The sequence below is a fragment of the Pseudoalteromonas sp. SS15 genome (assembly GCF_049257195.1).
In the GTDB taxonomy this organism is placed as follows: Bacteria; Pseudomonadota; Gammaproteobacteria; order Enterobacterales; family Alteromonadaceae; genus Pseudoalteromonas.
The window spans coordinates 25760-40589 of record NZ_JBMMUD010000004.1; the positions used below are offsets into that span (position 1 = coordinate 25760).

The window sequence follows — 14830 nt, forward strand, 5'->3', positions numbered from 1 at the left end:
AATAAATCAAACTGTACCGATTTACCAAAAGTTAACCTTATGGTAAAAAAAGCGTTACTAATGAAACATAAAATGCAAAATAATAATGGTTACATTTCAAATCTGTTTCCACTATAGTAACTTTCGGGTTACTGAAAACAGTGATTGTTATGAGAAAAAGCCTTATATTTTTAAGTGTTTGTCTACTTGCCGCCTGTAGTAAAGAAAGTAAACTTGAAGAAAGTTATTATCAGGCTGAAGTACAAAGAGATCACCAAAGCCAATATCAATTCGCACAGCAACTTGTTGAGCTCGGAGAGACATCGTGGCAACAAAGAGCACAGCAACACAAAACAGCCATTGATAAAGTCACACAGTCACGGGCACACCTTACTCAACAAGATCTGATAACAGCATTTAATTTAGCCTCTGAGGCAAAGCAATTAGACAATTCAATGGCGGCCGACACTGTTCTCAAACAGATCCTCAGTGACGACGCTTTACAAAAGCTAGTTAAAAGCACCCATACCTTACTAGACAAGCACTCTGCTTTAGTTTCGCAAGGGCAAAAGTTGCTAAGTAAAGCACCAATAGAGTGGAATATCATTGAGTTAAACGAATTCTTATTTCAACTAAATTCACTGATTCAAAACTCAGAAAAAACAATTGCATTAACGTCTTTGCAGAAAAACAACCAGGTTTTTCATTTGATCACGTTAAACACCCAACACATTGAGCAGCTAAAGTTACTGCAAAAGCAGCTTTTAAACACAGTTAAAAAAGCAACTTGTGATGCGCTTTGCGCTGGCTTAAAAGCCAATCTAAAAGACGCACAGAAAAACATTAAGCTATTCGATGAAGCCGCAGTAGAAAACATGATGGCCTTTCCATTTGAACAACAGCTTAAAAAATCGAGAGAATGGTTAGAGCTAAACAATAATATTCGCATCACACTCGAAGAAGTCGATGCCGTACTTGGGGCACATTACAGGGCTTACTATCAATCTTTACTTAGAGCGGTCAGAGGCCCTAAGTATGATCAACAATATTGGCAATTTGCTGAGAAAGATGTCACTAGGGTAAGCAAGACCGAACAAGTCGAAGACGTGAAATTTATACCCATTGCGCTCTCACCGAATTTAAAAACATTCTTAGAAAACTATGAACAGCTTGCGTTTTTGAGATAGCTAACTCAGGCAATGAACAAAAAAGCCCCATCTGCATAAGCAAATGGGGCTTTTTTCGGTGTGATGAATTGTGTTTTTACGCTTATACCAACCCTCTTAATTAAGCGGTCTATTTTGAGGCAAGGAAAACTTGTCGATAACGAGGCGGAATTTTGCTATTTAGTTGTTCTAAATAAGAAATTTTCAACGAAGTTAGCGTCAGTTTTAGTCCCTCAAAATGATTGAGTATTATTGAGGGTTGGTATTAATCTAACTGATAAACGCTAAATCCAAGGCCGGCAACTTGGCCTTTCTCACCTTCTGCTGATTGGTAAATTAGTTTTGCATTTTCACTCATACCTGTCGGCTTAATGCTCTGAGGTTTCGTGCTGGTGTTAAAGACAACCGCTAGATTTTGCTGGCCTTGCTCGCCCTGATACGCCCGTTTGATGGCGAATAAGCCTGGCTCGTCTTGTGAGAATAGAATACTTTGCTCACCTTGACGTAGTGCGATATGTGCTTGATATAGCTCAGCATATTCAGCAAAACGCTGATAGAACAGGTGTGATGTATCAAAGTTGTCGTCAGCTGTGGTTTTGTCTGTGGCTAACAGGTCATCATCGTTATAGGTTTTAACCAATGATGGCATCATGTTTTGTCTTGAATCTTGGTCGCCACCGTCGCCCACAAAGCCTTGCTCATCACCATAGTAAATTACCGGTACACCGCGGCTAAAGTACATCAATGCATGGGCTAGAAGCGTACGTTCAATCATTTCGCTTTCGCTGTAATTAAAATCACTGCTCTTTAAGCGATACGCAATACGGCCCATGTCATGGTTACCTGTAAAGCTCACAAGGTGATTGGCATTAAAACCATCTTCATGCTTGTATAAATGATCTTTCGCGAAAAGCTTAGTCAGCTCGCTTGTGCCTTTTTGATTCACCACAACCGCTTCAATACTGCCTTGCAATGCAAAGTCGAGTACCGATGGCATTTTACCTTCAGTTAAAAACGTACTAAGTAGCTCAGGCTCAAAGCTATATGCTTCGCCATACATCATAAAGTTGTTGATACCTAATGAGGCAGCATGATCCATCAGTGCTGGCGAGAACTGCTCCCAGAATGACATATCTACGTGTTTTACTGTATCGATTCTAAAACCATCAGGCTTAAACTCGGTGATCAGGTTTTTGTAGATATCGATCATGCCATCAACCACTTTTTGTTGTGTGGTGTCGACATCGTCTAACCCAGCAAAATCACCTTTGATTGAGCTTTCGCCCGACCAGTGTGAATCACCTTGATTGTTATACAAATCAATGTCGTTTAACCAAGCGGGTACTTTAATGGCTTCTTCACCTTTAGGGATCAGTGGCTTGTAGCGCTCATTTTCTGGTGTATTGCTGTCTTTAAATTGACAGCGGTCACCTTCAACCAACCATCCTAGGCCATCTTTACCGTGACACTGTTCGTATTTGATCACGTCAGCCGTGTGGTTCGTGATGATGTCAAAGTACACTTTGATATTGCGTTCGTGCGCTTGGTCAATGAAGTTTTTAAGCTCAGCGTTTGAACCCCAGTGCGGGTCAATCTCGGTAAAATCTAAGATCCAATAACCATGGTAACCCGATGTATCGGCTTGCATTGCACGGTTACGTAGCACGGGTGTTAACCAAATTGCGGTAATACCCATGTTATCTAGGTAAGGCAGCTTTTTAGTTAAACCTGCTAAGTCACCACCGTGATACATACCTTTGTGAGTAACGTCTAAACCACCGCGTGATAGCGCTCGTTCAGTGTCGTGTTCGGCAGCGCCCATATCGTTACTCGGATCGCCATTATAAAAACGGTCTGGCAACACAAAGTAGAATACTTCATCACGAAAATCTCGTTGCTGATACGGTGTCAGTTTAGCCGCTTTGCGCTCAAACTGTTCAACGTTGGTCGCTGCAACTGCGGTATTCGCCTGCGCTGCTGACTCCTTTGCCGTATTCGCTGATTGGCTACACGCTGTAAGACCTGCCGCTAACATTAGCGATAAGGCAATTTTATTCAGTGGTGATTTAAACATAGGATCTCCTTTTTTATACCAATCCTCTAAATTAAATAGTCTATTTTGAGGATTGGTATCATGCTTACTTTCAATTAAGAAAGCTTTGCATAAACGCTCGCAAACGCTGGCATTTCTAAGTTGTTGTCATTAATGGTCGCAGTCACAAGCTTATGGTCTGTAATAAGTGATAGCTCACTTACACCTAACTGCTCAAGGCTGATTGTTTGCGCTTCATTACTTAGGTTAAAGCAGACTAAAAGTGTTTGGCCATTGTAGCTACGTTTAAACGCAAGAATTGGCTCCGGCGTTTCAATAAACTCAATGTCACCGTAAAGAATAGCTTCAAAGCCTTTACGCCATGCACTGAAATGACGGTAGCTATTTAGTACTGAGTTTTCATCATGCTCTTGGGTATCTACTGCGGTAGTATAATGCGCTGCTGGCACAGGTAACCAAGGTTTTGCTGTACTAAAACCCGCATTGTCTTTTTGGCTTTCCCAAGGGTGTGGTGTACGACAACCATCACGGCCTTTGAATTGTGGCCAGAACGTAATGCCATACGGATCTTGTAAGTCTTCGTAAGCAATTTCAGCTTCAACCAAACCAAGCTCTTCACCTTGATAGCTACAAACACTTCCGCGCAGTGATGAAATCATCGCATACAGCATTTTCGCAAGTGTTGCATTGCCTTCAGCGTTTTGCGTTTTACCCCAACGGCTCGCAACACGAATGACATCGTGGTTCGACACCGACCAACATGGCCAACCATCTGATACGCGTGCTTCTAATGACTCTACAACTTGCTTAATGTAGCTTGCTTTAAAGTCATCTGTTAGCAGGTCAAAGCTATACCCCATGTGAAGACGCTTATCACCTTGGGTGTACTCCGCCATGGTTTTTAATGAATCTTCAGACGAGATTTCACCAAGTGCGACTGTGCCAGGGTACTTGTCTAATAGTGCGCGAATGTCTTCCATAAAGCCCAAGTTTTCATCTTGGGTATTGTTGTAATAGTGATACTGATACGCATACGGGTTCTTTGAGTCAAAACCGATATTGGTACGCAGCTCTTGCGCTTTAGGCGGGTTGTCACGTAATTGCGCGTCATGGAAGCAAAAGTTAATTGCATCTAAACGGAAGCCATCTACACCACGTTTTAGCCAAAACTCAATATTATCAAGGGTTGCTTGACGTACTTCTGGGTTATGGAAGTTAAGGTCTGGCTGACTGGTTAAGAAGTTGTGCAGGTAGTATTGTTGACGGCGCGGTTCCCACGTCCACGCAACACCACCAAAAATCGACATCCAGTTATTTGGCGGTGTGCCATCTGGCTTAGCATCGGCCCATACGTACCAATCTGCTTTGTCATTGGTTTTATCTTCACGACTTTCTAAGAACCAAGCATGTTGATCAGATGTATGACTCAATACTTGGTCAATCATGATCTTAATGCCACGGTCATGGGCTTTGGCGATCAGCTCATCAAAATCTGATAACTGACCAAATAGCGGATCGATATCGCGATAATCGCTGATGTCGTAACCGAAGTCTTTCATAGGAGATTTAAAGAATGGCGATACCCAAATCGCATCTACACCTAAGCTTTTGATGTAGTCTAATTTTGCGATGATACCCGGAATATCACCGATACCATCTTGGTTGGCATCATAGAAGCTGCGTGGATATACCTGATAAATAACGGCGCCGCGCCACCACATTTGTTCTTTCATTTAAAACCCCAAAGACTCTTTTTCATCGCCCTACACCTCATTTTGTTCTCAGTGTCACGTTAAGTGGCACTGAGTTTTAAAAGACCCGAGGCATAATCGGATAGTCGTTATAATATTGTCATAAAGAATACGCGTTATGATTTTTTCGTAACAGCCTTTGCATACGTATTCAGGATTTGCAGTTTTATGAATGACGCTATGATGCAATCATCAAGAAAAATGACAAAGAGGTTGGGTGTGAGTAAAGTTTTTTTGGGTATTAGCCTAGTTACAGGGCTGGTTTTAAACCCACTCATTGCAGTACAAGCTGTTGAAAATAAGAACAATGACAAACCTTATACGATTGCATCAAAAGCGCATAAATATGTGTCTCACAGCTATAAAAATGGTGAGCTGACGGTTACCACAACACTGGGTGATGTTACCTTCTCTGCACTCAATGACAGTGCTATTGAAGCGGTATTCCATGCCAAGCAAGCTGCGGTGTCGGCAAGTAACCTGCCTTCTTATACCATCAGTGAAACACACCAAGACCACACCTTACTCTTTAGTCAAAAAGCTTCACAGCAAGGCAATGTGCTTGTTGGCTCAGCAGGCAATATGCGTGTCGAAATTACCACGCAGCCTTATTCAGTAAGTTACTTTAAAGGCAAACAGTTACTAGTAAAAGAAGAGCAAGGCTTTTACTCAGGCACAGTGATTGAACAGCATGACAGCCAAACCCAAATACATAACGTACACGGTGTTCGCTTTAACTTAAATGACAGTGAGCAATTACTTGGTGCAGGTGAGCGCGTATTAGGTATGGACCGCCGCGGCCATCGCCTACCTTTATACAACCGTGCGCATTACGGCTACGAAACTGAATCAGTACAAATGAACTACAGCTTGCCTGCGGTGATGTCGAATAAACAATATATGTTGCTGTTCGATAATAGCGCCAAAGGCTGGGTTGATTTAGCAAAGTCTGAACAAAATGTTTTACAGTTCGAAGCTGGGGCAGGGCGTAACGCTTATATTGTCGTGGCGGGTGATTCTTACCCAGAATTGATCGCCAACTACACAGATATCAGTGGCACTCAGCCTATGTTACCTCGCTGGGCGTTTGGTAATTTTGCCTCGCGTTTTGGTTATCGCACTCAACAAGAAGTGATGGACACAGTTGCTAAATTCAAAGCGCTGAATATTCCACTCGACTCCATCATCATTGACTTATATTGGTTTGGTAAAGACATTCAGGGCCATATGGGCAACCTCGCTTGGGATAAAGACGCGTTTCCAGAACCTGAAAAAATGCTGCGCGAACTTCGTGAGCAAGGCATTCAACCTATTTTGATCACTGAGCCATTTATTCTTTCAAGTTCAAAACGCTGGGATGATGCAGTTGCACAAAAAGTGCTGGCAAAAGATGCCGAAGGCAACCCAAAAACGTTTGATTTTTACTTTGGTAATACCGGCATTGTTGATGTCTTCAACGACACAGGTCGAAACTGGTTTAATAATATTTATCAAGAACTTGCTGAACAAGGTGTACAAGGTTGGTGGGGCGATTTAGGTGAACCAGAAGTACACCCGAGTGATGCATTGCACACCCTAGATAATGGCCAGCAAGTGTCTGCCGATGCCATTCATAACGCCTACGGTCATCAGTGGGCAAAAATGTTATTTCAACATTTACAAACGACGCAACCTGAACAACGTCCATTTATTTTAATGCGTGCAGGTGCTGCAGGCTCTCAGCGCTACGGCATGGTGCCTTGGACTGGGGATGTGAACAGAACTTGGGGCGGATTAAAACCACAAGTTGAGTTATCACTGCAAATGGGCATGTTTGGTTTGGGCTACACGCACTCTGACTTAGGTGGTTTTGCCGGTGGTGAGCAATTTAATAAAGAGCTGTATATCCGTTGGTTACAATACGGTGTGTTCCAACCAATTTATCGCCCTCACGGTCAAGAACATATTCCTTCAGAAGTGGTATTCCACGATAAAGAAACACAAGACATTTTAAGCAAGTTCATCGAACTTAGATACCAAATGATGCCTTATAACTACACGTTAGCGTATCAAAACAGTCAATCTGGTCTGCCGCTGATGCGACCAACCTTTATAGATGATGCTGCCAATACAGACCTTTCGAACAAAGACAGTTACCTATGGGGCGACGCGTTTTTTGTACACCCTATTACCTCAGCGAATTTAAGTTCTGTAGAAGTCACGCTGCCAGAAGGTGTGTGGTTTAACTACTTCACAGGCAAAAAGTTCGAAGGCGGCAAAACACATAAAGTCGAAGTAAACCTTGAGCAAATCCCTGTGTTCGTTAAAGCGGGGGCATTTGTGCCTATGGTTGAGAAGTTTCAAACCACGAAAAACTACAACTCAGGGCACCTAACCTTACATTATTGGGCCGATAGCCAAGTGCAAACAGCAACGGGTAGTATGTATGAAGACGATGGCCATACCATGAATGCCGACAAACGTGGTGAGTTTGAACTACTTAACTTCGCTGCGAAGCAGAATAATAGCCAACTGGGCATGCTGCTTATGCGTCAGGGCAAAGGCTACAAGGGCATGCCTAAAGCACGTGAGATCACCTTAAAGATCCATAACTGGCAACAGCAGCCAAAGCAGGTTAAGGTAGGCGACCAAATCATTCAATCTTATGATTGGAATAATAAAAACAGCACCTTAACGGTGAAATTTAACTGGCAGCATCAGCCTCTGACACTACAGGTTCAATAACATGACAACACAACAGTCTGAGTCTTTAACCCGTATAATCGCCGATATCGGCGGCACTAATATTCGCCTTGCCATTGTCGACGAGCAAGCCGACGGTTATTACCGTAATATCAGCACCTATAAATGTGCTGATCACGCAGGTCTTGCCGAAGTATTAAAGCTGTATATCAACGAGCAGCAATTAGAAGGCAGTCGCTTAAGTGCCTGTTTAGCTATTGCATGCCCGGTGGATGATGATTTGATTTCGATGACAAACCTGCCTTGGCAGTTTTCTCAATCAGCATTAAAAGAGACGTTAAAGCTTGAGTCTTTAACGCTTATTAATGATTATACTGCCATTGCCATGGCTATTCCACTTTTGAGTGATGCACAAAAAGTGAAAATCGGTGACGGTGAAGCTGTTGCTGGTAAGCCTATTTCAGTATGTGGCCCAGGCACAGGGTTAGGCGTTGCTAATCTTATTCCTATTGGTGACAAATGGCACTGTGTCAGTGGAGAAGGCGGTCATGTTGATTATGCCCCTGTTGGCGAGCTCGAAATCGAGATTTTACGTTTCTTAAACAAAATTAAGCAACGCGTTTCTTACGAGCAATTGCTATCGGGTTATGGTTTAGAGCAGGTTTATCAGGCTGTTTCTGCCATTAAACAAAACCCAAATACTGAAAAGCTCTCAGCACAGCAAGTATCAGAGCGCGGTTTAAGCAATGACTGTGAATACTGCAACCTCGCACTCAATGTGTTTTGTCGCGTACTCGGCGCCTTTGCTGGTAATTTGGCGCTAACATGCAATAGTGTCGGTGGTGTCTATATCGCCGGTGGCATAGTACCGCGCTTTGTTGATTTCTTAAAATCAACGGCATTCAGAGAGCGCTTTGAAAATAAAGGCCGTTTGTCACATATTCCGCGTCAAGCGCCGACTTATGTGATCACAGAAAGCCAGCCGGGCCTATTGGGTGCTGCGGCTTATGCGATGCAAAGCTAAAAGCTAAAAGCTAAAAGCTAAAAGCTAAAAGCTAAGTAGAGCACTGACTTAGCTTTTAGCTTAATTATTTATCAAATGTTGTGCTTTTTTATCCCTTCCTCATTCAGCTAAGCCGCTAAAAAACCTGCTAAATTTATTTTCTTTTAATTAGAAATAGTCCCTTTTTTAAACTAGGCTTAAATTAATCGAGCTGCCTCTAAAAATATCAAAAGCCTTTTATGGATAAACTATTTAAATTCGCGCATGTTGTTTTTATGTTGCTACTTATTATTTCAAGCAACAGCGTCGCGCAGATCCCATTGCTAACCAATGAATATTCGGTAAAAAAACTCACCGCCGAAGAAGGGTTTGTCTCATCTGAAATTTATTCCATCATTCAAGATAAACAGGGGCTGATTTGGTTTGGCACCGCCGAAAATGGCGTAATGCGTTATGACGGCAGAAAAGTTACCTTATTCGAGTTTGACAGCATGAGTGACAACGGCCTCTCTCATAATGATGCGGGCAATCTGATGCTCGATAGAAACGGGAACATCTGGATTGGTACTTGGGGCGGCGGGGCAAATAAATATAACCCCGCAACAGGCAAGTTCGACAACTATTTACACGATCCAAAACGCAGCGACTCTATTTCAGCTAACCGCATACAATCACTGCATCACGATGAAGATGGCTCTATTTGGCTTGGCTCTTACGATCAAGGCTTAAATCTATATTTGGGTGAAAACCGATTTTCTCATGTGAAAAAAGCGTCAGAAACAGCCCCAGGTTTAAGTCATAACCGCATTTGGGATATTGAGAATAAAGACAAGGATGAACTTTGGGTTGCCACCAGTTTCGGCTTAAATTTGTTCGACAAAAAGAATTTAACTTTTAAGTATTTTTTTCCAGATCCAACTAATAATACCCCAACAGGTGCGAACGAAATTCGCCATATTCTCAAAACTCGCAGCGACCAAATTTATATTGGCACACAACAAGGTCCTTTTAAGTTCAACCAAGACAGTAAACAATTTACTCAACTAGGCCTGTTTAATAACGAGAACTTAGGCCAAGTTAATTCTATGATTGAAGACAGAGAGGGTTTTATTTGGTTTATCACCAGCAAAGGCGTGTTTAGGCTCGACCCTGTCGATGATGAAATCAAGCAACTCGAATTAGAACACAATAATGGCTTGCGCATTATTTTCGAAGACAGTGCAAAAACCCTTTGGATAACCAACGAAGTACAAGGTATCTATAAACTGGTGCCTCACCGAAAGTTTAAATCAATCCAAAACCCTGAGCTTGTGGCACCAAATGGTATTTTGAGCGATACAAACGGTGACTTACTTATCGCGACATCCAACTCCGAATTATTCAAATGGCAAGTTGACTCTCAAAAACTTGAAAAGCTCTCAGACGCAATTTTTAATGAGGCAAATGGCTTTAACAACAATCGTTTGCTTGAGCGCCCTGTACTTTATTTATCAGACGATAATTTACTCTGGATTGCGCAAGATGAAGGGTTGGCAACCTTTGATCTCGTTACGCGCAATATCCAGTTAATCACTTATCCCAAAGACGACCCTGGCCACAAAGAGTTTAGAGAGATCCGCGCCTTAAACGCTGATACCTTTGGCAAAATTTGGATAGGTACATACAAAAACGGGGTTTATACCTACGACCCACAACAACGAAAGTTCACACATCTAGATTCAACATATGGTCTTACCCACCCTGAGGTACTCGAAATATTTAGAGACAATAAAGGTAATATGTGGGTAGGCACAGGCGATGGTGCGAACTTATGGCAAGAAGATATGCAGTTTTTCATGCCCTTTAAGAATAACCGCTATAACCCTGATAGCTTGCTCGGCAGTATAGTTCAAGACATTCACCAAACACGAAGTGGCGAAATATGGATTGCCACGCAAAAGGGGTTAAACCTTTACCGACCCGATGCGCAAAACTTCAAACATGTAAAAAAAGAAGATGGACTACCCACCAATTTAATTAGAGCCATCGCCGATGACGCTGAAGGCTATCTATGGCTGACCACAAACAAAGGAGTTTCTAAGTATTCACCGAAAAACGACACCATTAAAAACTTTGACAGCCAAGACGGTTTATTAGGCTTGAATTATTACCCGAATAGCCTTGTGAAAGGCAGCAATAATACCTTCTTTACCAGTAGTCAGCGTGGTATTGAGTATTTTAGCTCTACCTCTTTAACCAGCAACCAAGTTGACCCAAACTTAATATTAACTGGGTTTAACGTGATGGGGCAACCTGTGCAGTTAGATAAGCCTTATTCTTATGTCACTGACATCAACCTGTCTTATCTAGATTATGTATTTTCTTTCGAATTTGCAGTTTTAGACTTTATTTCACCCAATAAAAACCAATATGCATACAAGTTAGAGGGATATGACGATCACTGGATTGAGATCGGCAATCGTAACATTGCCTCGTTTACCAATTTAGATGGCGGCGACTATACGTTTATGGTCAAAGCGACTAACAGTAACGGCGAATGGAGCAAGAACATGCTCACCGTAAACCTGCATGTATCGCCGCCGCTTTGGCAAACTTGGTGGGCGTATTGTATTTACGTGTTGATATTACTGACCCTTATTTTCAGTGCAATTTATTTAAGAACACGTCTGCAAAAAGTTGAAATAACAAGACAGAAACAATTTGTGACTAAACTGGAGCAACAAGTCTCTGAGAAAACGGCGTCACTGGAATCTCAAGCCAAAGAGCTGGCTGCTGCGCTCGAGAAAGCAGAAGAGGCTACGCAATTGAAATCTGATTTTTTAGCCAATATGAGTCACGAGATCAGAACACCCATGAATGGTGTGATTGGTATGTTGAACCTCCTTAAAGCCGGTGAGCTAAGCTCTGAGCAAGCGCATACAGTTGATATCGCTCGCACCAGTGCCAATTCGTTGCTGACTTTAATCAATGACATTCTGGACTTTTCTAAAATCGAAGCTGATAAACTCGAATTAGAAAATATTGAATTTGATATCAGAGAGTTGATTGAATTACTTGCCGAATCCATGTCGCTCAGCGCGCAAAGTAAAGGTGTTGAGATTGTGCTCGATTTAACGGAGCTTAAAACCACGGCCATTAAGTCTGATCCGGGCCGGATCAGACAAATCCTGACAAACATACTTAGTAATGCCATTAAATTTACCGAGCATGGCGAAATTGTTATAGCAGCAAAACTACTAGCAACAGACTCACCAGATACCTTCGAGTTAAACTGTCAAATTCGTGATACAGGCATTGGTATACCTAACGATAAACTCTTCTCATTGTTTGATGCATTTAGCCAAGTTGATGCGTCCACAACCAGAAAGTACGGTGGTACAGGCCTTGGACTGAGCATTACAAAGCGTTTATGTCAGTTGTTAGGCGGTGATATTAGTGTCACCAGTGAAGTCGGTGTTGGAAGCTGCTTTACTATCACTTGTCTTGTTACGAGTCAAAATCAATCAACCACAGAGCCGTTCGATCTCAAGCACCTAGCATTGAAGCTGTTGCTCGTCGATGCCAATAGCTCAAGTCGCTTTGCACTGAAGAAACAACTTGATGCCTGGGGGATAGAAGTTGCGGATTGCGTTAGCGGTGAAGCCGCTCTAAACACATTAAAAATGCTAGATAAGCAAAGCACAGCAGCTTTCGATATTGTGCTATTTGATAAGTATTTACCCTGCATGCAAGGCGAGTCATTTGCGAAACAACTTAGAACCACAACCCGTTTTAGTGAAACCAAACTCGTCATGATGGGCAGGCTCAACGAGCAATATAACCAAACACAAATTATCGAACTGGGGGTTGATGCCTATTTTTACAAACCAATTACCCAAGCCGCCTTACTAAAATCCCTCGCAATAGCGAGCGCCGAACTTCGCCAACAGCTTGAAGCGAGTAATTTACAAGCACTCAGTGTTAAACAAGCCCCAGCTACACCTCATTCAGAGTCTGATTGGGCCACCAATGTCCATCTATTACTGGTAGAAGATAACAAGGTTAACCAACTGGTAGCGTTAAAAGTATTGAGTAATATTGGTATAAAAACAGAGGTAGCAGAGAACGGCTTACAAGCTATCGAAAAGCTCTCTGCATCAAATGAGTCTCAACCATTCACCTTAATTTTAATGGACTGCCAAATGCCTGAAATGGACGGTTATCAAGCCACTCAGGCCATTCGCCTAGGTGAAGCAGGCGATAGCAATATCGCCATTCCTATTATCGCTATGACCGCAAATGCGATGCAGGGTGACAAACAAAAGTGCCTTGATGCGGGCATGAGTGATTATATTACAAAGCCGATTGTAGAAGCCCAAGTCATTGAAAAGCTAAAAGAGTGGTCATTAAAGTAAATAGCATGACGCACTTAACTATTACTTAACCTAGTGATTCGCATAACGCTGAATACGTATGCATAACATGGTGGTTGTTTCGTATACTCTGTACTATTGATTGAATGTCATATTAGATGCCATTTTTTTACGGTTTAGACTGACTAATAAGTGAATGCGAGTTAGCCAAAGTCATCTGTGTAAATATTGGTATAAATTCACAATAAGAGTCGCTTTATGACCAGACAACAAACACAAAACACCAAGCCAAAATTGAGCTTCTGGCAGATCTGGAATGTCAGTTTTGGTTTCTTAGGCGTACAGTTTGGCTTTGCCTTACAAAACGCCAATGCCAGTCGAATTCTTTCAGACCTCGGCGCAGATCTTCATTCTCTTTCTCTTTTTTGGCTAGTAGCCCCTGTAATGGGCTTAATCATTCAGCCCATTGTTGGTTCAGCGTCAGATAAAACTTGGAATCGTTTAGGACGACGTAACCCATATATTTTAGCCGGTGGTATTGCCGCTGCATTTGGTATGTTACTGATGCCAAACTCTTCAAACATTGCCACCTTTATGACACCACTCTTATTTGGTGCCATGATGCTGGCATTGATGGATGCCGCATTTAATCTAGCTTTCCAGCCATTCCGTGCACTTGTGTCAGATATGGTTTCTGAAGACCAACGCAACTTGGGTTATTCAATTCAGTCTTTCTTAATCAATATTGGGGCGGTTTTTGGCTCGATTTTACCTTTCTTACTGACCAATGTGATTGGACTGGAAAACGTTGCAGATAAAGGCGAAGTCGCCCCTTCTGTGATTTGGGCATTCTATATCGGTGCAACAGTGATGTTAGGTTCAGTGCTTTGGACTGTGCTGCGTACCAAAGAATATGCACCAGGCGAGAATGGCTTGCCAGAACTAAGCCAAGAAGCCGAAAAACTGCCGCTAGGTGAGCGCTTATCTGGTTTCTTTGGGTTAATGAAGACCATGCCTGAAACAATGAAGCGTCTTGCTGTTGTGCAGTTTTTCTCATGGTTTGCCCTATTCATTATGTGGGTTTACACCATGCCAGCCATCACTCAACACATTTGGGGTGTGGATGCAAAATGGTTTGATCCTGATTACTTATCTCAAGTTGGCCAAGTACCAGCGCATATTGCACAAGCAAAAGGCACGGCAGGTGACTGGGTCGGTATTATGTTCGCTGCATACTCGGTTTTTGCTGCTATTGCGTCATTATTTATGGCAAAAGTCGCCAACCTAATTGGTCGTAAACTGACTTACTCTATTTCACTATTAGCAGGCGCCATTGGCTATATCAGTATCATTTTCTGGCAAGACAGTACGCTAACAATGGTGAACTTAGGCATAACTGAAATCGAAGTGCCACAAGGTGCCGTGATGCTAATGATTTCGATGATAGGTGTTGGTATGGCTTGGGCGGCGATTTTAGCCATGCCTTATGCCATTCTTGCTGGCAGTTTACCGCCGAAACAAACTGGTGTGTATATGGGTATTTTCAACTTCACTATTGCCGCACCACAAATTGTATCGGGCTTGTTTGCGGGTTGGATCTTAACCTCAGTATTTGATAACCAAGCAATTTACATCATGATGATGGCCGGTGGCGCAATGCTGCTTGCATCCTTGGCTGTTTACTTTGTAAAAGAAAATGGGTCGGAAACAACTGAGACCACTTCAGAGCAAGCAACAGCTTAATACGAGAATCAAAGTAACGTTTAAAAGTTAAAGTTTATTTAACGTTATCCCAAGCGAAAAGCCGCCAAGGAAAACTCTTTGGCGGCTTTTTTATGCTTTTG

General features: G+C 42.4%; 7 protein-coding genes. 5 read left to right on the plus strand and 2 right to left on the minus strand.

Going from position 1 to position 14830, the window contains the following annotated elements:
- Positions 1–149 precede the first annotated feature (149 nt).
- Positions 150–1166 carry a hypothetical protein gene (locus tag AAEU28_RS09490; protein WP_421963894.1) on the plus strand — a complete coding sequence of 339 codons (1017 nt, stop codon included), beginning with the start codon at positions 150–152 and terminating at the stop codon, positions 1164–1166.
- 244 nt (positions 1167–1410) lie between these two features.
- On the opposite strand, the gene AAEU28_RS09495 is transcribed toward AAEU28_RS09490, so the two are convergent.
- Both AAEU28_RS09495 and AAEU28_RS09500 read right to left on the minus strand, forming a co-directional pair.
- Positions 1411–3219, minus strand: coding sequence for an alpha-amylase family glycosyl hydrolase (locus AAEU28_RS09495; RefSeq protein ID WP_421963895.1), 1809 nt, complete (start codon positions 3217–3219; stop codon positions 1411–1413).
- A gap of 74 nt (positions 3220–3293) precedes the next feature.
- Positions 3294–4931: an alpha-glucosidase family protein gene (locus AAEU28_RS09500; protein ID WP_421963896.1), complete on the minus strand. Its 1638-nt coding sequence runs from the start codon at positions 4929–4931 to the stop codon at positions 3294–3296.
- A 237-nt stretch (positions 4932–5168) separates the two neighbouring features.
- On the opposite strand from AAEU28_RS09500, the gene AAEU28_RS09505 reads away from it, so the two are divergent.
- The 4 genes from AAEU28_RS09505 to AAEU28_RS09520 all read left to right on the plus strand — a co-directional run bounded on the left by AAEU28_RS09505 (position 5169) and on the right by AAEU28_RS09520 (position 14729).
- Positions 5169–7673, plus strand: a complete 2505-nt coding sequence (locus tag AAEU28_RS09505; protein WP_421963897.1) for a TIM-barrel domain-containing protein — start codon at positions 5169–5171, stop codon at positions 7671–7673.
- A 1-nt stretch (position 7674) separates the two neighbouring features.
- The gene (locus tag AAEU28_RS09510; RefSeq protein ID WP_421963898.1) at positions 7675–8655 is read left to right on the plus strand and encodes a glucokinase; all 981 of its coding nucleotides are present in this window, start codon (positions 7675–7677) and stop codon (positions 8653–8655) included.
- Positions 8656–8873: 218 nt separating this feature from the next.
- Positions 8874–13028 carry a two-component regulator propeller domain-containing protein gene (locus AAEU28_RS09515; RefSeq protein ID WP_421963899.1) on the plus strand — a complete coding sequence of 1385 codons (4155 nt, stop codon included), beginning with the start codon at positions 8874–8876 and terminating at the stop codon, positions 13026–13028.
- Positions 13029–13244: 216 nt separating this feature from the next.
- The gene (locus AAEU28_RS09520; RefSeq protein ID WP_421963900.1) at positions 13245–14729 is read left to right on the plus strand and encodes an MFS transporter; all 1485 of its coding nucleotides are present in this window, start codon (positions 13245–13247) and stop codon (positions 14727–14729) included.
- Positions 14730–14830: the final 101 nt, after the last annotated feature.

Excerpts from the sequence above, each read along its gene's own strand:
- AAEU28_RS09515 (WP_421963899.1), top strand. The coding sequence starts at position 8,874 with ATGGATAAACTATTTAAATTCGCGCATGTTGTTTTTATGTTGCTACTT.
- AAEU28_RS09495 (WP_421963895.1), bottom strand. The coding sequence starts at position 3,219 with ATGTTTAAATCACCACTGAATAAAATTGCCTTATCGCTAATGTTAGCG.
- AAEU28_RS09510 (WP_421963898.1), top strand. The coding sequence starts at position 7,675 with ATGACAACACAACAGTCTGAGTCTTTAACCCGTATAATCGCCGATATC.
- AAEU28_RS09500 (WP_421963896.1), bottom strand. The coding sequence starts at position 4,931 with ATGAAAGAACAAATGTGGTGGCGCGGCGCCGTTATTTATCAGGTATAT.
- AAEU28_RS09520 (WP_421963900.1), top strand. The coding sequence starts at position 13,245 with ATGACCAGACAACAAACACAAAACACCAAGCCAAAATTGAGCTTCTGG.
- AAEU28_RS09490 (WP_421963894.1), top strand. The coding sequence starts at position 150 with ATGAGAAAAAGCCTTATATTTTTAAGTGTTTGTCTACTTGCCGCCTGT.